The 21,582-nt window shown below is 32.6% G+C and carries 24 protein-coding genes; 13 read left to right on the top strand and 11 right to left on the bottom strand.

What is annotated here, in order from left to right; genetic code table 11:
- Window positions 1-37 precede the first annotated feature (37 nt).
- The 5 genes from EAH81_RS18050 (at window position 38) to EAH81_RS18030 (ending at window position 5,053) form a co-directional block, all read left to right on the top strand.
- Complete coding sequence (locus EAH81_RS18050) at window positions 38-1,504, top strand: phytoene desaturase family protein (RefSeq protein WP_140509711.1); 1,467 nt, start codon at window positions 38-40, stop codon at window positions 1,502-1,504.
- 3 nt (window positions 1,505-1,507) lie between these two features.
- Entirely contained in the window at window positions 1,508-2,347 is an 840-nt protein-coding gene (locus EAH81_RS18045) for a phytoene/squalene synthase family protein (RefSeq protein WP_140509709.1), read from the top strand.
- Window positions 2,348-2,548: 201 nt separating this feature from the next.
- Window positions 2,549-2,989: a sterol desaturase family protein gene (locus EAH81_RS18040; protein WP_140509707.1), complete on the top strand. Its 441-nt coding sequence runs from the start codon at window positions 2,549-2,551 to the stop codon at window positions 2,987-2,989.
- A 146-nt stretch (window positions 2,990-3,135) separates the two neighbouring features.
- On the top strand, window positions 3,136-3,600 hold the full coding sequence (locus EAH81_RS18035) for an SRPBCC family protein (protein ID WP_140509705.1): 465 nt from the start codon (window positions 3,136-3,138) through the stop codon (window positions 3,598-3,600).
- A 157-nt stretch (window positions 3,601-3,757) separates the two neighbouring features.
- Window positions 3,758-5,053, top strand: a complete 1,296-nt coding sequence (locus tag EAH81_RS18030; protein WP_140509703.1) for a cryptochrome/photolyase family protein — start codon at window positions 3,758-3,760, stop codon at window positions 5,051-5,053.
- 374 nt (window positions 5,054-5,427) lie between these two features.
- Here EAH81_RS18030 and EAH81_RS18025 read toward each other — a convergent pair whose 3' ends face one another.
- Window positions 5,428-6,732 carry an ABC1 kinase family protein gene (locus EAH81_RS18025; RefSeq protein WP_140509701.1) on the bottom strand — a complete coding sequence of 435 codons (1,305 nt, stop codon included), beginning with the start codon at window positions 6,730-6,732 and terminating at the stop codon, window positions 5,428-5,430.
- Window positions 6,729-7,400, bottom strand: a complete 672-nt coding sequence (locus EAH81_RS18020) for a TetR family transcriptional regulator C-terminal domain-containing protein (RefSeq protein WP_140509698.1) — start codon at window positions 7,398-7,400, stop codon at window positions 6,729-6,731. The genes EAH81_RS18025 and EAH81_RS18020 overlap by 4 nt, the downstream gene beginning before the upstream one ends.
- Before the next feature lie 96 nt (window positions 7,401-7,496).
- Here EAH81_RS18020 and EAH81_RS18015 point away from each other — a divergent pair, with 96 nt between their 5' ends.
- The gene (locus EAH81_RS18015; protein WP_140509696.1) at window positions 7,497-8,408 is read left to right on the top strand and encodes a TIGR01777 family oxidoreductase; all 912 of its coding nucleotides are present in this window, start codon (window positions 7,497-7,499) and stop codon (window positions 8,406-8,408) included.
- A gap of 3 nt (window positions 8,409-8,411) precedes the next feature.
- Here the strand turns inward: EAH81_RS18015 and EAH81_RS18010 are convergent, their stop codons facing one another.
- The 5 genes from EAH81_RS18010 to rmuC form a co-directional block, all read right to left on the bottom strand.
- Window positions 8,412-8,981, bottom strand: coding sequence for a YceI family protein (locus EAH81_RS18010; protein WP_140509694.1), 570 nt, complete (start codon window positions 8,979-8,981; stop codon window positions 8,412-8,414).
- A 295-nt stretch (window positions 8,982-9,276) separates the two neighbouring features.
- A complete protein-coding gene (locus tag EAH81_RS18005) occupies window positions 9,277-9,672 on the bottom strand; it encodes a VOC family protein (RefSeq protein ID WP_140509692.1) in 396 nt (131 codons plus the stop codon).
- Window positions 9,673-9,691: 19 nt separating this feature from the next.
- Window positions 9,692-10,240 carry an acyl-CoA thioesterase gene (locus tag EAH81_RS18000; protein WP_140509691.1) on the bottom strand — a complete coding sequence of 183 codons (549 nt, stop codon included), beginning with the start codon at window positions 10,238-10,240 and terminating at the stop codon, window positions 9,692-9,694.
- A 6-nt stretch (window positions 10,241-10,246) separates the two neighbouring features.
- Window positions 10,247-10,612 carry a 6-phosphogluconate dehydrogenase gene (locus tag EAH81_RS17995; protein ID WP_140509689.1) on the bottom strand — a complete coding sequence of 122 codons (366 nt, stop codon included), beginning with the start codon at window positions 10,610-10,612 and terminating at the stop codon, window positions 10,247-10,249.
- A 5-nt stretch (window positions 10,613-10,617) separates the two neighbouring features.
- A complete protein-coding gene (rmuC, locus tag EAH81_RS17990) occupies window positions 10,618-11,991 on the bottom strand; it encodes a DNA recombination protein RmuC (RefSeq protein WP_140509687.1) in 1,374 nt (457 codons plus the stop codon).
- A 189-nt stretch (window positions 11,992-12,180) separates the two neighbouring features.
- Between rmuC and EAH81_RS17985 the strand changes: the two genes are divergently transcribed.
- From EAH81_RS17985 to EAH81_RS17970, 4 genes are all read left to right on the top strand, one after another.
- The gene (locus EAH81_RS17985) at window positions 12,181-13,062 is read left to right on the top strand and encodes a protease complex subunit PrcB family protein (protein WP_241676587.1); all 882 of its coding nucleotides are present in this window, start codon (window positions 12,181-12,183) and stop codon (window positions 13,060-13,062) included.
- 209 nt (window positions 13,063-13,271) lie between these two features.
- The gene (locus EAH81_RS17980; RefSeq protein WP_140509685.1) at window positions 13,272-13,823 is read left to right on the top strand and encodes an RNA polymerase sigma factor; all 552 of its coding nucleotides are present in this window, start codon (window positions 13,272-13,274) and stop codon (window positions 13,821-13,823) included.
- Window positions 13,820-15,580, top strand: coding sequence for a hypothetical protein (locus EAH81_RS17975; protein ID WP_140509683.1), 1,761 nt, complete (start codon window positions 13,820-13,822; stop codon window positions 15,578-15,580). The genes EAH81_RS17980 and EAH81_RS17975 overlap by 4 nt, the downstream gene beginning before the upstream one ends.
- A gap of 53 nt (window positions 15,581-15,633) precedes the next feature.
- Window positions 15,634-16,161 (top strand): MepB family protein, encoded by a 528-nt coding sequence (locus EAH81_RS17970; RefSeq protein WP_140509681.1) that lies wholly within the window; start codon window positions 15,634-15,636, stop codon window positions 16,159-16,161.
- Between the two features lie 65 nt (window positions 16,162-16,226).
- Here EAH81_RS17970 and EAH81_RS17965 read toward each other — a convergent pair whose 3' ends face one another.
- Together EAH81_RS17965 and EAH81_RS17960 are read right to left on the bottom strand one after the other, a co-directional pair.
- Entirely contained in the window at window positions 16,227-16,979 is a 753-nt protein-coding gene (locus tag EAH81_RS17965; protein WP_140509677.1) for an SDR family NAD(P)-dependent oxidoreductase, read from the bottom strand.
- A gap of 160 nt (window positions 16,980-17,139) precedes the next feature.
- Window positions 17,140-17,511 (bottom strand): hypothetical protein, encoded by a 372-nt coding sequence (locus EAH81_RS17960; protein ID WP_140509675.1) that lies wholly within the window; start codon window positions 17,509-17,511, stop codon window positions 17,140-17,142.
- Between the two features lie 467 nt (window positions 17,512-17,978).
- On the opposite strand from EAH81_RS17960, the gene EAH81_RS17950 reads away from it, so the two are divergent.
- Genes EAH81_RS17950 through EAH81_RS17940 form a run of 3 tightly spaced genes read left to right on the top strand, consistent with a single transcriptional unit; the run spans window position 17,979 to window position 19,549 of the window.
- Window positions 17,979-18,560 (top strand): pseudouridine synthase, encoded by a 582-nt coding sequence (locus EAH81_RS17950; RefSeq protein WP_140509671.1) that lies wholly within the window; start codon window positions 17,979-17,981, stop codon window positions 18,558-18,560.
- 52 nt (window positions 18,561-18,612) lie between these two features.
- A complete protein-coding gene (locus tag EAH81_RS17945) occupies window positions 18,613-19,068 on the top strand; it encodes a tRNA (cytidine(34)-2'-O)-methyltransferase (protein ID WP_140509668.1) in 456 nt (151 codons plus the stop codon).
- Window position 19,069: 1 nt separating this feature from the next.
- Entirely contained in the window at window positions 19,070-19,549 is a 480-nt protein-coding gene (locus tag EAH81_RS17940) for a hypothetical protein (protein ID WP_140509666.1), read from the top strand.
- Between the two features lie 613 nt (window positions 19,550-20,162).
- On the opposite strand, the gene EAH81_RS17935 is transcribed toward EAH81_RS17940, so the two are convergent.
- Both EAH81_RS17935 and EAH81_RS17930 read right to left on the bottom strand, forming a co-directional pair.
- Window positions 20,163-20,939, bottom strand: coding sequence for an ABC transporter ATP-binding protein (locus EAH81_RS17935; RefSeq protein ID WP_140509663.1), 777 nt, complete (start codon window positions 20,937-20,939; stop codon window positions 20,163-20,165).
- 97 nt (window positions 20,940-21,036) lie between these two features.
- Window positions 21,037-21,450 (bottom strand): GxxExxY protein, encoded by a 414-nt coding sequence (locus tag EAH81_RS17930; protein WP_140509791.1) that lies wholly within the window; start codon window positions 21,448-21,450, stop codon window positions 21,037-21,039.
- Window positions 21,451-21,582: the final 132 nt, after the last annotated feature.

The following is a 21,582-nucleotide window of genomic DNA, read 5'->3' as shown; positions in this document are numbered from 1 at the left end:
TATTTTTGTTTAAAGTTTTTGTATATTTGTTAAACAAATTATGAAAACAATAGCAATAATAGGATCCGGCTTCTCCGCTTTAGCTGCTGCGTGTTACTTGGCAAAACAAGGAAACACAGTAACTATTTATGAAAAAAATGACATTATTGGCGGGCGGGCAAGACAATTCAAAAAAGATGGTTTTACCTTTGATATGGGACCAAGCTGGTATTGGATGCCGGATGTTTTTGAACGTTTCTTTAATGATTTCGACAAAAAAACAAATGATTATTACGAGCTTATAAAACTAAACCCTGCTTATCGGGTTTATTTTGGCGTTGATGATTTTATCAATATCTATGATAATCTCGAAGCTATACAAACTACTTTTGAAACCATAGAAAAAGGAAGTGGCAAAAAACTCGAAACCTTTATTAAACAAGCCAAAAGCAATTATGACATTGCGATCAAAGACTTGGTTTATCGCCCCGGAATTTCTGCACTTGAATTAATCACGCTTGAAACCACTTTAAAACTCCATCAGTTTTTTAGTACTGTAAGCAATGACATTCGCAGGAAATTTAAAAATGAAAGATTAATTCAGATTCTCGAATTCCCCGTTTTATTCTTGGGAGCGAAACCATCCAAAACACCTTCCTTTTATAATTTTATGAATTATGCCGATTTTGGATTGGGAACATGGCATCCCAAAACCGGAATGTTCGATGTTGTCCGGGCAATCGAAAAACTAGCTACAGAACTTGGCGTTTCTATTAAAACCAATTCTTCAATAGAAAAAATAGTTGTCGAAAATAAAATCACAACCGGAATTATTATTGATGGAAAATTTATAAAAGCAGATATTGTTTTAAGCGGAGCAGATTATCATCATACTGAAACCTTATTAGACAAAGAACATCGCGCTTATTCTGAAAAATATTGGGAAAGTCGTGTTTTCGCGCCTTCTTCCCTTTTATTCTTTGTTGGATTCAACAAAAAAATAGAAAACATTTCGCATCATGCCTTATTTTTTGATGTCGATTTCGATCAACACGCTGTTGATATCTATGATGATCCAAAATGGCCGGAAGCTCCTTTATTTTATGCCAATTTTCCATCCAAAACAGATACAACTGCAGCGCCGGAAGGAATGGAAAGTGGCTTTTTCCTAATTCCGTTAGCACCAGGAATAAAAGATAACGAATCATTGCGGGAAGAATATTTCGAAAAGATAATGGATCGTTTTGAAAAGCTGACAGATCAAAAAATTAAAAATAATATTATCTTTAAGAGATCATTTTGCAAGAACGATTTTGTCACCGATTATAATGCTTATAAAGGAAATGCCTACGGAATGGCCAATACATTACTGCAAACCGCTTTTTTAAGACCAAAACTGAAAAGCAAAAAAGTCAAAAATTTATATTTCACAGGACAATTAACCGTTCCTGGACCAGGAGTTCCGCCTGCTTTAATATCGGGAAAACTAGTAGCTGAGTTAATTCAAAAATCTTTTAGATCCTAAAAAATGAAATCACTATTCGACACCGTTTCTTTCAAATGCAGTAAGTTAGTCACACAAAGCTACAGTACTTCATTTTCTCTCGCCGTAAAAATGTTATCACCAAGCATTCGCGAGGCGATATACAGCATTTATGGATTCGTTCGTTTTGCTGATGAAATTGTAGACTCATTTCATGATTATGATAAAGAAAACCTTATTGATGATTTCGAAAAAGAGCACTACAAAGCCCTTAAAGCCGGTATAAGTTTAAACCCAATTCTTAACTCATTTCAGCATACGGTAAAACAATATAATATAACAGACGATCTTGTTCAGGCATTTTTAAAAAGCATGAAACTCGATCTTATCAAATCAAATTACAACACACAAACGGAATACGAAGATTACATCTATGGTTCTGCCGATGTTGTAGGTTTAATGTGCCTGAAAGTTTTTGTAAAAGGAAACAATCAAAAGTACGAACAGCTAAAAAACGAAGCAATGCGATTAGGATCAGCCTTTCAGAAAGTAAATTTTCTTAGAGACCTAAAAGATGACAATTTGGTTTTAAACCGAAATTATTTCCCTGGTGTTAATCTAACTTCCTTCGATGAAAATACCAAAACAGCGATCATCAACGAAATCGAAGAAGATTTCAGAATCGCTTACCAAGGAATCGTAAAGTTGCCAATTGAAGCAAAATTTGGCGTTTACACCGCTTTCGTCTATTACAAAAAGCTATTAACAAAACTCAAAAAAACGCCTTATCACGAAATTGGAAGCTCTAGAATCAGAGTTTCAAATTATACAAAAGCAGGGCTTCTGGCCCAATCTTTTGTGACTTATAAACTAAAATTAGTATAGGATGTCGCCATTTTTATCATTTCGACCGAAGGGAAGAAATCACATCCAGAGGACAACGAGCCGTGAATTCCGTTATGTGATTTCTCCCTTCGATCGAAATAACAAGATTGTGTAAATTTGACTTTTTTGAGTCAATCTTTTATAATAAAAAGCTAAACGCAATAGATTTTAAATAATACTTTTAACTTTCAACAATACAAAATGATTTCTTTCCTAATCTTTTTAAGTGTTTTTCTGTTCATGGAATGTGTTACCTGGTTAACGCACAAGTACATTATGCACGGGTTAATGTGGTATTTTCACGCAGATCATCACAAACCAAAATACGAACATACTTTTGAACGCAACGACATTTTCTTTATCATTTTTGCGACTCCAAGTATAATTCTTTTCTATTTTGGCGTTCAGGGCGGATTCAATTATTTGTTTTTCATAGCCTGTGGCATCACTTTTTACGGTTTGTGTTACTTTCTAATTCATGATGTATTAATTCATCAACGTTTTAAATGGTTCAAAAACACCAAGAACAAATACCTGATTGGTTTAAGAAAAGCACATAAAATACATCACAAGCATTTAGGAAAAGAAGACGGAGAATGTTTCGGAATGTTATTCGTTCCTTTTAAATATTATAAAATGTAAAATAATTTGGGCGTTCCCTAAAGGTCGGGTCTTTCGTTCCCGCTTTTTTGCATCAGGCAGAAAAAGCCTGACACAAAAAGAGCTCCACTACAACCCCTAACGCAAGCATCTCGTATATAAAAAACTAGACAGTAATAATTGACACTATGAAATTATACAAAATAGAAACTGTACAGCATATAAATGCCACAGTCGAGGAATGTTGGGACTTTTTTTCGAGTCCAAAAAATCTTCAAACCATCACACTCGACAATATGAGTTTCGAAATTCAGGATTTTGATGACAAACGCATGTATCCCGGACAAATTATTACCTATACTTTAAAACCACTTTTGGGCATCAAAATTAATTGGGTTACAATAATTACAGTTTCAAAGGAGAATCAGTACTTCATAGACGAACAACGTTTTGGACCTTACGCTTTATGGCATCACAAACATTTCTTTGAACCCACAGAAAACGGAACTAAAATGGTCGATATTGTCCATTATGCACTTCCTTTTGGATATTTAGGACGCATTATGAACAAGTTGGTTGTAGAAAGCAAACTGAAAAACATTTTTGCTTATCGCCAAAACAAAATCGAAGAACTATTCAATTCAAAAATATAATTACTTATCTTTTTTCTACAATTTCACGAATTATGTCACGCAGATTAAAAAAGATTTAAGCAGATTAGCCCAGATTTTTTTTAATCTAAATAATAAATTAAATCTGCTTTAATTTACCAAATCTGCGTGAAAGAAAAAAAATGAAACATTACCCAAAATGACAAAACAAAAAGTCTCTTTTTTCTGGTTTAGACGTGATTTACGTTTAGATGATAACGTAGGATTATTTCATGCATTACAATCTGATTTTCCAGTAATTCCGTTATTTATTTTTGATGAAGATATCCTGGAGAATCTTCCTGAAAATGATGCTCGGGTAAACTTTATTTATGATTCTCTCCAAAAAATAAATGAAGAACTTCTTGCAATCGATTCTTCAATTCTAATCAAAAAAGGAAAAACTTCAGATGTTTGGAAATCGCTTCTTGAAGAATTTGAGATCCAACAAGTCTTCTTCAATAAAGATTATGAACCGTTTGCGATTAAACGTGATTTATCCATTCATGAATTATTAAAGCAAAATAATATTGAAACCTTTTCTTTTAAAGATCATGTCATATTTGAAGAAAAAGAAATCACAAAGTCAGACGGGCTTCCCTACACCATTTACACGCCATATAAAAACAAATGGCTCGAAAAATATCATATCATGGGACAAGTTCCCGAATATGATATAAAACCTCTGTTAAACAACTTTTCCAAAAATCAATTCCTTTTTCCTGATTTATCAGAAATTGGTTTTGAAAAAAGCACCATAAAAGTTCTTCCTCACAACCTGACGCAAATTGCCAATTATAAAGAAACTCGTGACTTTCCGGCTCTTGACAGCACTTCTTATTTATCGCCACATTTACGTTTTGGAACCGTTAGTATTCGGAAATTAGTGAATTGGGCAAATAAAAAGAACCAAACCTTTTTGAGCGAATTAATTTGGAGAGAGTTTTTTATTCAGATATTATTTAACTTTCCAAATGTGGTGAATCACAACTTCAAATCGGCTTATGATGGGATTCAATGGCGTAATAACGAGGAAGATTTTAAGCGGTGGTGTTCCGGAACCACAGGTTATCCAATGGTTGATGCCGGAATGCGCCAATTAAATGAAACGGGGTATATGCACAATCGCGTTCGGATGGTTGTAGCGAGTTTTTTATGCAAACATTTATTGATTAACTGGCAATGGGGCGAAGCTTATTTTGCAGAGAAATTATTAGACTTCGAACTCGCTTCAAATGTCGGAAACTGGCAATGGGCTGCCGGAACTGGTTGCGATGCAGCACCGTATTTTAGAGTTTTTAATCCGGAAATTCAACAAAAGAAATTTGACGAAAAAGGAATTTATATCCGCAAATGGATTCCTGAATTTGATTTGGGTTATAATGAACCAATGGTCGATCACGCTTTTGCAAGAGATCGTGCAATTGAGACTTATAAAAAGGGAATAATTAAATAAATTCCAAATTTTTAAATTCCAAATTCCAATTAAAAACCTTTACCAAAGGTTTAGACCAAGAGTATATGAAGTAATTAGAAAAATCCGTTTTTATCAGCGTTTCCGCTTTAGCGAATCAGCAAAATCAGCGTCTTATTTTGACGCGGATAAAACAGATTTACTTCGTAAAAACGCGGATAAAAACGGATTTGATCGCCATTTTTTGTCGAGTTACTAATGTGATTTCTCTCCCGAAGCCTCGGGATCGAAATGACAAAAATTGAGATAATCTCATTTCTTATAAAAACGAAAAGCCCTAGCCCTGATAGAAGCGGTATCCTTTTTCTGGCTTCTTTAGCCAGGAAAAGATACAAGTGGATAGCAGGAAATAGCTCCTAATACTTCTCGTAATTTGTAACGATAATTTTGGCTTTTAAATCAAACATTAAATTATACAAACCAAAGAAGGTTCTGTTCATATAAATAAAATGTTTTGAACCACGATTTCCGTTCATTTTCTTAAGGTTTGTATCATTAGAGAAACGTTCTCCTAATTTGGCAATACTTTCGAAGAAAGTTTCATCGGCAAAATCGAAAGTTTCATCCTGAAAAGGTTTGGTGAAAAGTGATAACAAATCATGGAACATCTCTGTGAAATATTCAATTTCAGAAGGAGAATCGTCTGGACGAAGAATCTCTAGTTCGAATAATTTTTGATTGAAAAGTGTTTGGTCTGTGATGACGTTTTTATTGATCAGTTCAAAGTAAGGCACATAAAAATCTTCAGGTATTTGCTTCATACAACCAAAATCTAAAGCTATCAAATGGTTCTGGTCGTCTACCAAAAAGTTTCCGGGATGTGGATCTGCATGTACTTTTCTTAAAATATGAATTTGGTACATATAAAAATCCCAAAGTGCCTGACCAATTTTATCGCCCACTTCCTGATTTGTATTTTTAGCCGTAAACTCCGAAAGATGAATTCCGTTCATCCAGTCCATCGTAATAATTTTCTCTGACGAAAACTCCGGATAATAATTTGGGAACAATATATTTTCGATTTTACTACACGCCGCAACGACTTCCTGACTTTGTTGGAGTTCCAGTAGATAATTGGTTTCTTCGATAAGTTTGTCTTCAACTTCTTTAAAATACTTATCAGAATCTTTCCCCTGAAGATTAAACATTCGTATTGCAATAGGTTTCACCAAAGCTAAATCGGATGAAATACTGTTGGCAACTCCGGGATATTGAATTTTTACTGCCAGTTTCTTACCGTTTTTAGACGCCAAATGCACCTGACCAATACTTGCGGCGTTTACAGAATTGGCATTGAATTCATCAAATATTTCATAAGGAGTTTTTCCAAAATTAGTTTTGAACGTTTTTAAAACCAATGGCGCCGAAAGTGGCGGAACTGAAAATTGTGACAATGAAAACTTCTCAACATAAGCCTGAGGCAAAAAATTCTTGTCCATGCTTAACATTTGAGCAACTTTCAGCGCACTTCCTTTCAAGCTTTTTAATCCGTCGTAAATATCTTCGGCATTATTTTCATTTAGTTTATCACGCGTCAAATCAGAATTTACCATTTTTTCGGCATAATGCTTTATGTAGTTTACACCAATTTTCGCACCTGTTTGCACTAGTTTACCGGCTCTTTCTATTTTTGACGTTGGTATATAATCGATCGTTTTCATTGTTTGCTGTATATTTTTTCTTTGAACAGGAATTTTCCAAAATCCAAAAGATGATTCATTGGCGCAACATTCATTAATTCGAACGAAGCATTTACTGATTTTTCGATAAAAATATCTGTTTTCTCAAAAGCCGCCGATTCATCATCAATCCAGAATTTTATGGTCATCATCAATTGCAGCCAACCAGATTCCTGAATTGCTTTTTCCTGAAATTTTTGAAATTTTTGAAATTTCTCTTGTTCAAGTCTATAATCGTCCGTCAGGATTTCAGAAACATATTCCTTAAATCCTTCTCGAAGTGACGTTAATTGTACTAAGTTTCTAATTGGGTTTCTATCTATTTTTAAGGCTTGTAAAACATAACTTCTATTGGCGGTTAAAATCTCAAAAAAGGTAAAGTAAAAGCTCAACATCTTATTCTTCATATCATACTCCTGATAATCTGCATTTTTATGCAATAAATCAATTGTATTGGCCAGAAAAAGCCTGAATATCTCTTTTTCTAAACCTTCCAGCGTTCCAAAAAATGCATAAAACTCGGTCTCTGTAAAATCATTTTCTTTTGCAAAATGATAAACTGACTTTGGCTTTTGCCCTTTTTCTAAAACCTCATCCATATATTTTGAAACGATATCATCTCTTGTGATTGTCTTTTGTTTAGTTGCCATTTCATTAAAATTTAGAATTTGCCTTAAAGGTAAGCAATGTTTAAGTACCTTTACTTATGCTCAAACTGGATGCACTGTTAAATATATTATAATATAATGGCTAAAACTGTTTTACTAACCGGAGGTACTGGATTTGTTGGTAAACATCTCACTGATGTACTTATCGATAATGGTTTTTTGGTGGCTATTTTGAGCCGTTCAGATCAAAAAAATACACCTTCGATTACTTACTACAAATGGGATTTAAATAAAAACTTTATTGATCCTGAAGCGGTCTTAAAGGCAGATTATATTATCCATTTGGCAGGTGAAGGGATTGTAGAAAAAAGATGGACCAAAAACCGCAAAAAAGACATTGTCGAAAGCCGTGTAAAACCAATTGATCTAATTTTTTCTGTTTTAAAAGAAAAAAATAAGACTTTGGACGCTTTTATTTCCGCCTCAGGAGTTGGAATTTATGGCGCTATTACAAGTCACAAAATATGTGATGAAACAACACCTCCTGCTGATGATTTCTTAGGGACTACTTGTCAGGAATGGGAAAAAGCTGTTGACAAAATTGCCTCACTAAAAATTAGAATTGTAAAAATCCGTACAGGAATTGTTTTCGGGAAAGGAGAAGGTTTTCTTAAAAAAATTGTTCCAAGTTTTAAAGCGGGTTTTGGCGCAGTATTAGGCAACGGAAAACAATATTTACCGTGGATTCATATCGACGACTTATGCCAGATTTATTTAAAATCAATTCTGGACGAACAAATGCAGGGTGCTTATAACGCCTGTATCAATGACACCACCACAAATTCCAGATTCTCTAAAACTCTGGCAAATTTATTTGGATATACGATTTGGCTCCCTAAAGTTCCGGCATTTATTTTAAAATTAGTTCTGGGCGAAATGAGCGTCGCAGTTTTAAAAGGTCAAAGAGTTTCGTCTGAAAAAATTCAAAAAGCAGGTTTTGAGTTTCAGTTTACAGATTTAGAAAAAACAGTGGTAAGTTGTTTGAATTAAATTTTATTTTAAAGTTAAATACATAGAATCGCCAGATCGAACTACTCCTATTAATTCTGTGTTTGCTGTTTGTGAAATTTTATCCGCTATTCTATTTGGAATTTCAATATTGAAATCAGTTACCAAAATAGGAAAATCAGATATTATTTGGATTCCGTCACCCAATTTTTTAATCAAAGCATTAACGATGACTTCTCTGGTTTTTCCGTGCAGTATAAGTTTCCCTTTTATTTGATATTCTTTTTCAATTTCGGTAACATCTTTTAAATCAAATTTTTGAATTTTACCTTTAAAAACAGCTTTAGGATATCGATGGCTCTCCAAATAATTTTCATTAAAATGCTCCTGCATAAGGTCTAATTTAAAACGAAAATCTTTGACAATAACAGTACAAATAAATGTACTTGTTTTAGGTTCCAATACAATTGCAACCTGTCTGTTTACGGCTTTTACTTCTTCAAAAAATGGAACGGATGCTTCAAAATTTATCGTTCCTGTATTTGTAAAGAATTTATCCTGTGCAATAACGGAATAAGCAGTAAATAGCAAAATAAGTAAAGTAGTTTTTTTCATAATCGTTAATAATTAAACAATTATGTCATTCCTTTTTTTTATTTTAAGAAGAGAAAAAACTGGACTTAATACAATAATATAAAAAAACAGAATGGCAGTACTCCGTGAAAAACAGTAACTCAATGGTCATACTTAAAGTTACGAAATTTTAAGGAATACGGTTGCCTATTTATGCTAAATATTTGTGAAATGTTTTAGGACACAAAATGGGATTTGGGATTTGTAAAAGGGTTTTACAAATGTTGCTCCGTAATTATAGATATTAATACAATATTTATAATTGCGGAGTAATAAACTATCCTTGCACTTCTGTACAAATCTCGATTAAAAAACCATCCGGATCGCGCACATAAGCTACAATTTGTCCCCACGGTTTTTGCGTTGGTTGTGTTACTGGAATTGCTCCAAAAGAGATTGACTTTTCTACCAATTCTTCCACATTATCAGTTATAAAACCTATTTCAATTGCAAAAGGCTTTTCTTCGATCTTGCTTTCGAGGAAACCTTCTTTTAAGTTTTGTTTTGCTAATGATTTTGATGCAAACGAAATTGTTGTTTCACCTGTACTTAATTCACCATAATCATTTCCGGGTGCTATAAATTTTCTGGAAAAACCAAATGCATTTTCATAAAACACAATCGATTTCTCCACATCTTCTACATATAGAATTGTATATCCAAATTTTACCATTTTCCTTTAATTTATTATTCTAGCTAATTTCTAATAACACATTGTATTTGTCTAAACTCGCTAAATCTTCGATTGAATTGACCTTTGCCATTTTTTCGCGTTCGTCAACTTCTTTCTTTAAATCAATGTGTATAATGGCTTTTCTAAAACGTCTCACCTCTTCCAGATTAGACAAAATTAATCCCGGAACCTGTACGCTTTTTCCATCTTTATCTTTGGCTACCATTGTAAAATAAGAAGAATTACAATGTTTCACCGCTCCGGTTTGAATATTTTCGGCTTCAACACGAATACCCACAATCATAGAACTTCTTCCCACATAATTTACAGAAGCTTTCATAGTAACCAATTCGCCAACTTCGATAGGTTTCAAAAAGTTTACGGTATCAACAGAAGCTGTTACACAATAATTGCCGCTAAATTTTGAGGCCGATGCAAAAGCAATCTGATCTAACAATTGTAAAATATAACCTCCGTGAATTTTACCACTAAAATTGGTGTGCGAAGGCAGCATTAATTCTGAAATACTAATTTTTGATGAGGAAACGGGTTTGAAATCTGCGGTCATAATTGTTTATTTGTATTTAAATGGGGAAGTTTCTTTTCGAACGGCTGTGATGAAAAAATGAGAATCTCCCCACCAGCTAAATGTTTTATATCGTTCAACGTAAGTCAATTTTACATATTGCCCTTCCAATGTATTCAATTGATCTATTACTTCTTTGTCACTGTCTAAAACCGAGAACCTAAATATTTGCGAACCGGAAACACCTTGGCTTAGTTCTCCTTCCCAGGTTTTCATTAGTACGCCTTTATGACTCATCCTTATTAATTCGCCTGAGCGATATCCTTCACTATAAGGAACATAATAGATAAAGGCAAAATAAATGGCAACAATCAGGACACAAACTGCGGCAATTATTATTAAAATTCTTTTCATAAATCTTAGTTTAAAGATTGATTTTCATCTGAATTTGAAGCTCTTGCAATAATATTTTCCGGAAGCGCTTTTTTTGCCTTTGCTCCCATTTTCTTTAATTTTTCTACACTCGAAATCAAATTTCCTCTACCATCAACCAATTTATTCATGGCATTTTCATATTCGGTTTTAGTATCTTTTATTTTATTTCCAATTCTTACCAAATCACCCACAAAGCCTTCAAATTTATCATACAATGCTCCGGCTTGTCTGGCAATTTCAAAAGCATTTTCTTGTTGTTTTTGATTCGCCCACATACTGTCAATCGTTCGCAAAGTAGCTAACAATGTAGTTGGAGTCACAATCACGATATTACGATCAAATGCTTTATTATATAAGGTAGAATCCTCATTTAAAGCGATGGCAAAAGCGGGTTCAATTGGAATAAAAAGTAAAACAAAATCCGGGCTTTCGATTTGGTACAAATCATGATAATTTTTATTCCCAAGTTGCTCCACATGCCTTTTAATGGAGTTTACGTGTTCTTTTAGAAAATCGATCTTAAGAATTTCTGATTCCTCATTAATCCATCTTTCATAAGCAACCAGAGAAACTTTAGAATCTACAATCATCTTTTTACCGTCAGGTAAATTAATTACAACATCGGGAAGCACTCTGTTTCCTTCGGTATTCGTAAAGCTTTGCTGAACTTCGTATTCACGTCCTTTTTCTAAACCTGATTTTTCTAAAACACGTTCCAAAACCAGTTCGCCCCAATTTCCCTGCATTTTACTGTCACCTTTCAAGGCTTTGGTTAAATTTAGGGTTTCTTTGCTCATTTGGGCATTCATCTCGCTCAAACCAACAATCTGCTGACGTAAAGCGGCATGATAATCAATACTTTCTTTGTGAGTTTGTTCTACTTTTTGCTCAAAACCCTGAATTTTATCCTGAAGTGGCAACAAGATATTCTTCATGTTTTCGCTATTTTGTTCCGTAAATTTCGCCGACTTTTCTTCGAGAATTTTATTAGCTAAATTTTCAAATTCTTTGGTGAATTTTTCCTGAAGTTCTGTGATTTCGTTTTTTTGTTCTTTATGACGTTCCCATAAGTTTTCAAAATCAACTTCTTTTTTAGAAAGCTGAATCGCTAAACTGTCTTTTTCTGTCCTAATATTTTCTTTCTCTAAGTTCGCTAATTGAAACTGCTTCTGAAAGTTATTTCTTTCGTTCTCAAACTGTTCTTTTTGCAACTGCATTTGATTTGCATTTGCATTTAATCGCTCTTCTAAACTTACCTTTTCGGATTGGGCTCTGGCAGAAAACAGCAATTTTCCTAAATAAATCCCAAGGAATAATGCAATGACAAAGGCCAATAAAAGCGGAAGAAAATCAAACATACTTAAGTTTATTTTTAAAGTAAAAGTAAGCAATAATACGTAGTACTTAATTTTTAAAACTAAAATTTTATTGATTCATACTGATTATAAATCACTTGGGCTTTAAAAAAATAAAGAAAAAAAAATATTCTTTTTAACGCAACCTTTTCAATAGAAGCTTATCTGTGAATTATAACCTAATACAAAATAATGATGAAAAAATTAATGTTGAGCTTATTTATAGCTTTTGGATTTAGCGGCTGCTCCCTTAGTAATGATGACAATACAAATATAGATTGCGGAACTTATGCTGATGTTTCGTTTACAGGATATCCTCTTTACTGCAACTATAGCATGATAACAAACCAAACTACTCCAGCGGCACTTATCGCAAGTTCGCAGGAAAACATGGATAAGTATTTTAAGAAAAATGCAAACTCATGTCCTAACTCAAGTGACCCTACTATAGATTTTACTAAAAACTTTTTAGTTGGAGTTTTCTCAGGAATAAAACCTACAAGTGGCTATACTATTAAAATTACTAATATAGTAGAAAACAAATGTCAGATGGTTGTGAGCTATTATGAAAAATCACCGTTACCTGGTGAAACAACATCTCCAGCGTCAACTTATCCGTCAGATTTTGTTTTGATTACTAAAACTTCAAAACCAATCATCTTTATTAAAGCTACCGAAAATCCAGACAATATTATTATTGGTACCTATAAAGCACAATGTACCGGAGCTGATTGTCAAAACTTCTTTCAAATAAATGATTATAGTATTCTAAAGTTTCAAAATGTTGTTTCGGGAGGTTATGATTTTAACCAATACAAATACACTGCGACAACTAAGAGAGGTGATTATGCTTCATTATTATCAAGTGTTCCTTCTGAAATTTTAAACAACCAAGGGCAAACAAAAACATACGGTACTCCAGATTCAGCTGGTCAGGGTGGCGTATATTTTGAACTTCGAAAAGGTTTAAAAATTACGAGAATTTATATTGACAATAATGACACTGATGATCAAGGGTCTGAAATTAAACTTTTCAAAAAATTAATAAAGGATAAAATCACTAGCCTGAAATAATCAAATTCTGAAAAAAGAGATTTTGGTGTTTTTGATTCGTCAAAACAGGAGTTAAATTAGCTTTGAAGGCAAGACTTACAAAACAGAAACACCTGAAAATCAAAACCTAACAATCGTAAAAAATAATCAAGACGCCACTCATACTATTATAAAAGATAGTTTTATATGCTTATAAAAACTATTTTTGCAAAACCAAAATTAACCACTTCTTGAAAGACGATTTAGAAAAATATATCAAGCTTTGCATAAAAAATGACAGAGAAGGACAACTGAAAATTTATCAGTTGTTCTCTCCTGTTTTATATGGTATTTGCCTGAAGTATATGAAAAACGAAGACGATGCTAAAGATGTATTTCAGGAAGCATTCGTAATTGTTTTTCAGAAAATTGGTCAATATAAATTTGAAGGAAGTTTTGAAGGCTGGTTAAAACGTATTTTCATTAATAAATTGATTGAGACTTTAAACAAAAAGAAAAAAGAAAGCTTCTTTCTGGATGTTTTTGACCCTGATACAGATTTTGTCGAAGAGGAAGAACTAGAAGCTATCCCAATTGAACAAGAAAAATTATTGGAATATATTCGGGATTTACCAGATCAATACAGGACAGTTTTTAACTTGTATGTTTTCGAAAAAATGAAACACAAAGAAATCGCTGAATTATTGAAGATCTCTGAAGGAACATCAAAATCAAATTTAAATAGAGCCAAGCACATTTTGCAGAAAAGAATTTTGAGCATAAAAAATTTTAAAATAGCATGAAAAAACAAAACATAGAAGATATTTTTTCATCAATGGAAGACTTTTCAAGTGTTCCGCCTCCTGAATTATGGGGCCAAATTGAAGAAAAACTAGATCAGCCTAAAAAGAAAAAAAGAGCTATTCTTTGGTGGTCGGCTGCTGCATGCCTATTATTAGGTTTGCTGCTTCCTTCTGTTTTACATTTTACTTCTGATTCAGGAATCAAAAACTTAAGTAATGGTGCCTCAGAAAACAATAAAGTCGTTATAGAAGAGAAAAATGGGAAGAGTAAAAATGACGTAAATAATACCACAATATCAGCTCCCGAAAATAATACGGTTTCAACTGACATTGAAAAAAATCAAGTCAAAGGAAATCTGGTAGAAGAAAATCAAGTCGAAGAAAAATCACATACAACTGAAGGAGATTCATCATCATCAAAAAAAGCAATCAATCCATTAATTACTAAGGTTCAAAAACAAGAAACAGCATTGGCTCAAGCTGATTCTGAAAATAGGGCAAAAAACAATAGTAAACATCCTAAATCAAATATTGAAAAAAGAAATACAAATCAAGCTGTAGCGGAACAAACCTATGTAACAGGAAAAGGAGATTCTTTTAATTCTGTTTCTAAATACCAGCTTCCAAATAATAAAAAAACTGCTACAGATAAGATTCTTACGGAGAAAACGTTTAATTCAGCCAAAACAAATGGATTTAATTCAAACTCAAAAAATCAATTGTCAAAATCTATTTTTGAAGATAAAACAAGCACAAAAAACAGCAACAACATTGCTTTTTATTCGTCAAACCCTGCTTTTAATAGCAATCAAAATGCAGCAAATAATAGCAGAGAAATTCAAAAAAGGGAAACTCAAAAGAGCGGAACAATAGATTATTCTAAAAAAGATCTTATTGCCAGCAATGAAAAAAGCGATTCAAAAGCAAACAATTCATCAAGCAAAATAGATTCGGTACAATTAGCAGAGCTTCAAAATCTGGAAAAAGATATTGCAGCTGCAGCGCCGGAAACTAGAAAAGACAAAGAAGACAAATCTGTTTCTAATGCTGAAAAATGGGCTGTAGAAGTTTTTGCCGGCATCGCCAATTCTCAAAACAATAAAAATGACAAAACCCTGGGTTACGCAAACGATTCGAAACAAGGTAGTACCTATGGTGTAAAAACAAAATATAAAATCAGTAATAAATGGGCTGTAGGATCAGGTCTTAAGATTAATGAACTAGGTCAGAGCATTGCGAATGTTTCTTATATAAACACAAAAAATGTTGCTTCGTTAAGTCCAACAGGTTATTATGCTGCTGGCGAATCAATTGCTCCTGCACGAATAACAAATAACTCCAATTATGTTTTTGTTTCAAACAGTACCTCAAATGCATTAAAACAAAGTGATATTCAAAGTGACAATTTAGAAAGCGGAAATATAGATCAAAGTCTTAGATATATCGAAATGCCTTTAGAAGTTTCATATGCTGTATTTACTAAAAACAAAGCAAGTATCAGTTTGAATACCGGCGGATTTGTAGGGAAACTAATTTCTAATAATGTAGCACTTGATGGCAACTCGATTGGTAATAATATAAATGCAAATGATTATGTTTATGGTTCTACTCTGAGTACTACTTTGCAATATCGTATTTATAAAAAGACAAATGTTTTTGCTGAACCTGCTGTAAATTATTACCTCAATCCATTGAACAATCAATCTTTTAATCAATTTCAATGGGGATTGAATTTTGGATTGAATGTTTCCTTCTAAAAAATAGTACCTTTCCCAAAAAACAATAATAATTTCTAAGTCAATCTTCTAAAATGATAATTAAAAATCACTGGGTAAATCAAAAATCTATCTCCAAAGATTTAAATTTAGCCAAAGAATTGGTTTATGATTCTTTTGATTTTCATTGTTCAGAACCTGAAGGAATAACTGAAAGTGCAGAGTATAATGGGTACCAATTTTACTTAGATAAAAAACTTATTTGTTATCGCGAGGCCAAAACAACTCCTATAAAAACTGGTCAGTTTGTGACTTTATGGAAGCGTAATAAATCAGGAATAATTGAGCCTTTTGATTTTTCTGACGAATTTGATTTTGTAATTATTAGCGTTAGAAAAGAAAATATGTTTGGGCAATTTGTTTTTCCAAAATCCATTTTGTTAGAAAAAGGAATCTTCTCTACAAAAACTAAAGAAGGCAAACGAGCGACACGTGTTTATCCGCCTTGGGATGAAACGACAAGCGTGCAAGCTCAAAAAACACAGAAATGGCAATTACGCTATTTTTACGAAATAAAACCTAAAGCAGATCTTGAAACATTTAACAAATTGTTTCAATCCTAAATAAAACAAAAAACGGCTGTTTGAAATTATCAAACAGCCGTTTTTTTTTAGTTTAAATATAAAACCTAAATTGCCGTATATCCGCCATCGGCAATAATATAACTTCCGGTTGTGAATGAAGATTTTTCAGAGCTTAGAAACACTACCAATTCAGCAACTTCTTCAGCAGTACCCAAACGATTCATCGGCGCTTTTGCAGCAATCGCATTCATGGCACTTGCATTCATATGATCTTTCAATAAAGCTGTTTCGATATATCCCGGACCGACAGCATTACAACGAATATTCTTTAACGCATATTCTGCAGCAATATTTTTGGTCAATCCCACAACACCGTGTTTCGAAGCTGTATATGCCGGACTATTTGGAGCCGCAACCTGACCGTGAATTGAGGCAATATTTACGATGCTCCCTCCTCCGTTTTTTTCCATTTGTTCTAACTGATAGCGACAGGCATAAAAAACACCACTTAAATTCAATGCAATTACACGATCCCAGGCTTCCGGCTCATATTCACCAGTTGGCTTTGCGGGTCCGCCCATTCCTGCGTTATTACAAGCAATATCAAGTTGACCGTATTTAGCAACCGTAACCTCAACCATACGTTTATTATCACTTGCATTTGATGAATCTCCTTTTACAAAAAAAGCTTCTCCGCCTTTATCCTTAATTACTTTTACGGTTTCTTCACCGTGTTCTACATTAATATCTGAAAGTACTACTTTTGCTCCTTCTCGAGCGTAAGCTTCTGCAACTGCACGTCCAATTCCTGATCCGCCACCAGACACAAAAGCTACTTTGTTTTCTAAAAGTGCCATTTTTTAAATATTTAAAATTTGAACTACAATTTACGAAGATATTGATGGACAGCCAGCCTAAAAACAAGTTTTAAAACAACATTAACGCAGTTTGCCAATCAAATGTTATTTGCAATAAAAAGGATGAAAATCAGATAAAAATTTATTATTTAAAAGAAAATCATTCATCATCCAATTTCATATTTCCTCTGTCTTTGTGATTATCGGGATTTGAATTTGGATAACGATTTGGATTCACATCAGAGTTTCTGTCTTTGTTTTCCACCGTTTTTTTTGCTTCTTCATCAGTCGAAACACCCCGATTTGCATTTGGATTATCGGAATCAATTTCGTTTGAAACTTCTTGAATATTTTCATTTTCGTTTCTGGCTCGATCTACAATTTCTTTATTTCCACCGGCATCTGTTACAACTTCTTTTTTGAGTTTTGGTGTATCCGGTACTTTATCGTGCGAAACGTTTTTTCCATTTAATTCTTCACTATCTTTCTGTGTTCCGTTTATCTTTTTGGAACCTAAATTATTATTTTCCATAACATTTTATTTTTTCATTACTATATAATATTACGAATTTTAAGCCTAAAAAATAAGCTCTTTAACATAGCTTTAGGTTTCTACATCATGTTTTTAAAAAACATTAAAACCCTAAACTTCAATTTATTAAATTTAAAAATATTGCAGAATATTTTTCAAAATTGTAATTTTAATAAAATTCTAAAATCCTTTATAATGAACTTTTTCAAAATCAAAACAAGTTGGTCAAACGCCCAATTTATTCTAATAAAACTATGTATGGCATCAATCTACATTTTCGTCGGAAGCTATTTCCATGATTTTTTCAAAGATTACTATATACCCTTGCTCCTTTTATTTGGTATAACTGTAATTTGGTTTGTTTTTTCATGGCTAAAGAAAATGAAAGCTTCAAAACAGCAATAAATACAGCCAGGAATTATTTACTTTCTCAAACAAAACTATCTTTGCAGTCAAAAAAATACGGCATGCATCGACATTTTATTCTTTTTAAACCTTACGGTTATTTGAGTCAATTTATATACGAACTAAAAAGAAAGAAAAAGCTTTTGGGTGAATTACATGATTTCCCCGAAGGTACAATGGCGATTGGTCGTTTGGACGAAGATTCTGAAGGTTTGCTTTTATTAACTACAGACGGAAAAGTAAGCGAACAAATAAGAAGCAAAAAAGTTGATAAAGAATATTATGTTCAGGTTGATGGTGTTATTACACCAGAAGCAATTGAACAATTACAAAATGGTGTCGAAATTGGTTTTGATGGCGGAAAATATAAAACCAAACCTTGCACCGCTTTTATCGTAACTGAAATTCCTGATTTTGGTCCTAGAGCCAAAAAAATACGGGACGAACGCCACGGACCAACATCCTGGGCTTCCATAACCGTAAACGAAGGAAAGTTTCGTCAGGTTCGAAAAATGACTGCAGCAGTTGGTTTTCCTACTTTGAGATTAGTTCGTGTTCGTATAGGAAATGTATATTTGCAGAACTTAAAAGCCGGAGAAGTTCTTGAAGTTTCCGATTTTAAATTAGATAATGTGTCAATTTGAGAATTAGATAATTTTTGAAACTCATAACTTATAACTCATAACTCAAAAAATAATGCTAAACGTTGTTCTTGTAGAACCTGAAATACCTAATAATACTGGAAATATTGGACGATTATGTGTGGGTACAGAAAGTAGATTACACTTAATTCATCCTTTCGGGTTTGTGATTAATGATAAAAACCTGAAACGTTCGGGTTTGGATTATTGGGTGCATCTTGACGTAACCGAATATCAAAATATAGAAGAATGGATTCAGCAGATTCCAGATCAATCACGTGTTTTTTTGATGAGTTCGCATGCAGAGAAGTCTTATCTCGAAACTGATTTTCAGGATGGAGATTGGCTCGTTTTCGGGAAAGAAAGTGTTGGTTTAAGTCAGGATGTTTTAGATCGTTTTGAAAATCACTTAACGATTCCAATGTCGAAATTAATCAGAAGTTTTAATATTGCGAATTCTGTTGCTTTTGTAGTTGGCGAAGCTAAAAGACAAATTGGGTTAAAGGTTTAAAATGAGATCTATTATCGACGCAAATAACCTTAGTTATTCTAAAGAAACTTTAATATACTATTCAAGAAGTCTTATTTCTCTGTGGATATGTGTTTTAATTGGTTTCGCAATTGGTGCTATCTGTGCTTTACAAATAAAAAACGGTTACTTCTTATCCTTATTTTTATTAGTTTTTATTGTATTTCAAGGTAACGAGCAATTCAAATTATTAAAAAGAATTAATGAAGTTCAATTTAGAATTAATTCAAAAGGAATTCAGTATCGAGATTTACCTTTAGTTTCATGGAGTAATATTGAAAATGAAAGAATTGTCACCGAAGGACATCGTAAATCAAGAAGACATTTTTTTGTTTACTACATTATTAGCGAAGACAATAAAATGAAAATTGATATAGAACCGTTAAATGTTGGAATTGGCGATTTAGAACATACGCTTACTATTCACAGAAATAGATTTAAGAGAGAAAATAATATTGCTTAATTTTAACTTCAAAACAAATCGGTTTCAAAATGACAGAAAGAATAATATTTACGCTACAAGTAAGTAATACAAATAGATTTTTTTACTGCCTTTGGACTTCTTACTATTTTATACTTTATAACTTCAATTTTCACAAAAAATCAGTTTATAAAAAACGTTGAGGAAGAATCAAATCGTTTTATTTCATTTATTGGAATTCTTTATCTAATAATATGGTCTGTTGGATTATTTGTAGAATTAAACATTTTAAATGCCGAAGAAAAATCTCAACTTCTAAATCAAATGTTCGGAAAATATTGGTTTAGCTTTTGGCTTCAACCCTTACTTTGGATTTTAATAAGTCAGCTTTTAAGATTCAAATTCATTAGAAAAAACATTTTACTAAGATTACTTTTTAGCATTTTATTTATTTTCTCAATAGAAAAATTAGTAATAATTTTCACTTCTTTTCATCGAGATTGTTTACCAAGTTCCTGGACAATGAATAATGATTTAAGCATTTACCCTTCGAACTTACTTCTCGAATTACTAATGAAAATTACTGTTTTCTTATTGTTTGTTGGAATCTTCTTTTTAATCAATCAAAAAATCAATAATTACAAAATTGCAAAAATTAAGTAATCACAAACTTCCCTTTTTCGGCATCAAAAATAATATGTTCGTCTTTGAATAAAGTTGCGAAACTTCCTTTTGAAATTAAATTACAAGGTTCGTCCTGAACTACTAAATCCGGTGTCATAATAATCATTTCGTCGCTTAACTGAATCGCCAAATCAATATCATGTGTTGAGAACAAAATACACTTTTGAGTGTCCTGTGTTAGCTTTTTGAGGAGTTTAAACAAAGAAACTTTGTGCAATAAATCAAGATGTGTTGTGGGTTCATCCAGAATAATTAGCGGCGTATCTTGCGCCAAAGCTCTCGCAATTAAAACTTTTTGTAATTGTCCGTCACTAATTTCGAAATGTCTTTTTTGAGCTAAATGTTCGATTTGAGTCAATTCTAAAGCTTCCTGAACTTTCTCAATATCCGTTTGGGTTAAAGTACCAATCCAATTGGTGTAAGGTTGACGTCCCAGTGCCACCAACTCAAAAACAGATAGATTACTTGGCGGTAATTTTTCGGTTAAAACCAAACTTAAATTTTGTGCTAAATCTAAAGGCTTATAAGTATGTATGTTTTTATCATTCAGAAAAACAGTTCCTGCTAATGGATGCTGGATTCCTGTAATGGTTCTTAGTAAAGTCGATTTCCCAATTCCGTTTGCACCAATTAAAGAAATGAGTTTTCCTGAAGATAAATTCAAATTCAAATCCTGGGAAATAGTCACAGTTTCTTTCTTGGACTTATAGCCAATACTTAAATTTGAAGTTTTTAGGATCTTACTCATTGTAACATATTTTTAAACACATAGAAACATAGTTATTTTCTTTTCGCAGAAAGGTAATTTTAAAATTTACTTGTAAATTATCACATAGCTCATAATGCTAAAACTTTGGCAATAATTTATAATATTCGTTTACGAATGTTTTTTGACCTTCTTTAAAAATATTAAAACAATTAAAGTTAATTATTATTCCTTTTGGAGCTTTTAAGAGTTTCATATAGGTTAAAAGTTGGGCCTCATGCATTCCATTTATTTCTGAAACTGCCTTTAATTCTACAACCAAACAATTCTCAACGAATAAATCACATCTCAAATCAGTATTTAGCTCTTTGTCTCTATATAACAAAGGCACTTTCATTTCCGTAACAAAATTGATCTTTCTAAATATAAGTTCTTCCTTCAAACATTGGTGATAAATATTTTCTAACAATCCTTTTCCAATTGCTTTGTGTACTTCAATACAAGCTCCGATTAACTCGTAACTTAATTCATCTAAATATTTTTGCGTAATCATTAATTTTTTAATTAAAATAGAATCAAGGTTCCTCATCTATGTTTGTTTAGAAAAGTGAAACGCCTTTTGTAGATCTTTTAAATCTATGCCTCTATGTGTTAAAAAAACCAAGATACGATTTATTTGTAAGTT

The sequence above is a fragment of the Flavobacterium pectinovorum genome (assembly GCF_006438875.1).
Classification (GTDB): domain Bacteria; phylum Bacteroidota; class Bacteroidia; order Flavobacteriales; family Flavobacteriaceae; genus Flavobacterium; species Flavobacterium pectinovorum_A.
This window is presented reverse-complemented; position numbering and strand designations above follow the sequence as displayed.

Coding starts and splice junctions, on each gene's coding strand:
- EAH81_RS18025 (WP_140509701.1), bottom strand. CDS start 6,732: ATGAAAACGATCGATTATATACCAACGTCAAAAATAGAAAGAGCCGGT.
- EAH81_RS17965 (WP_140509677.1), bottom strand. CDS start 16,979: ATGGCACTTTTAGAAAACAAAGTAGCTTTTGTGTCTGGTGGCGGATCA.
- EAH81_RS17945 (WP_140509668.1), top strand. CDS start 18,613: ATGCTAAACGTTGTTCTTGTAGAACCTGAAATACCTAATAATACTGGA.
- EAH81_RS17970 (WP_140509681.1), top strand. CDS start 15,634: ATGATAATTAAAAATCACTGGGTAAATCAAAAATCTATCTCCAAAGAT.
- EAH81_RS18030 (WP_140509703.1), top strand. CDS start 3,758: ATGACAAAACAAAAAGTCTCTTTTTTCTGGTTTAGACGTGATTTACGT.
- EAH81_RS17930 (WP_140509791.1), bottom strand. CDS start 21,450: ATGATTACGCAAAAATATTTAGATGAATTAAGTTACGAGTTAATCGGA.
- EAH81_RS18040 (WP_140509707.1), top strand. CDS start 2,549: ATGATTTCTTTCCTAATCTTTTTAAGTGTTTTTCTGTTCATGGAATGT.
- EAH81_RS18005 (WP_140509692.1), bottom strand. CDS start 9,672: ATGGTAAAATTTGGATATACAATTCTATATGTAGAAGATGTGGAGAAA.
- EAH81_RS17975 (WP_140509683.1), top strand. CDS start 13,820: ATGAAAAAACAAAACATAGAAGATATTTTTTCATCAATGGAAGACTTT.
- EAH81_RS17940 (WP_140509666.1), top strand. CDS start 19,070: ATGAGATCTATTATCGACGCAAATAACCTTAGTTATTCTAAAGAAACT.
- EAH81_RS17995 (WP_140509689.1), bottom strand. CDS start 10,612: ATGAAAAGAATTTTAATAATAATTGCCGCAGTTTGTGTCCTGATTGTT.
- EAH81_RS17985 (WP_241676587.1), top strand. CDS start 12,181: ATGATGAAAAAATTAATGTTGAGCTTATTTATAGCTTTTGGATTTAGC.
- EAH81_RS18035 (WP_140509705.1), top strand. CDS start 3,136: ATGAAATTATACAAAATAGAAACTGTACAGCATATAAATGCCACAGTC.
- rmuC (WP_140509687.1), bottom strand. CDS start 11,991: ATGTTTGATTTTCTTCCGCTTTTATTGGCCTTTGTCATTGCATTATTC.
- EAH81_RS17960 (WP_140509675.1), bottom strand. CDS start 17,511: ATGGAAAATAATAATTTAGGTTCCAAAAAGATAAACGGAACACAGAAA.
- EAH81_RS18000 (WP_140509691.1), bottom strand. CDS start 10,240: ATGACCGCAGATTTCAAACCCGTTTCCTCATCAAAAATTAGTATTTCA.
- EAH81_RS18020 (WP_140509698.1), bottom strand. CDS start 7,400: ATGGCAACTAAACAAAAGACAATCACAAGAGATGATATCGTTTCAAAA.
- EAH81_RS18015 (WP_140509696.1), top strand. CDS start 7,497: ATGGCTAAAACTGTTTTACTAACCGGAGGTACTGGATTTGTTGGTAAA.
- EAH81_RS18010 (WP_140509694.1), bottom strand. CDS start 8,981: ATGAAAAAAACTACTTTACTTATTTTGCTATTTACTGCTTATTCCGTT.
- EAH81_RS17950 (WP_140509671.1), top strand. CDS start 17,979: ATGCATCGACATTTTATTCTTTTTAAACCTTACGGTTATTTGAGTCAA.
- EAH81_RS17935 (WP_140509663.1), bottom strand. CDS start 20,939: ATGAGTAAGATCCTAAAAACTTCAAATTTAAGTATTGGCTATAAGTCC.
- EAH81_RS18045 (WP_140509709.1), top strand. CDS start 1,508: ATGAAATCACTATTCGACACCGTTTCTTTCAAATGCAGTAAGTTAGTC.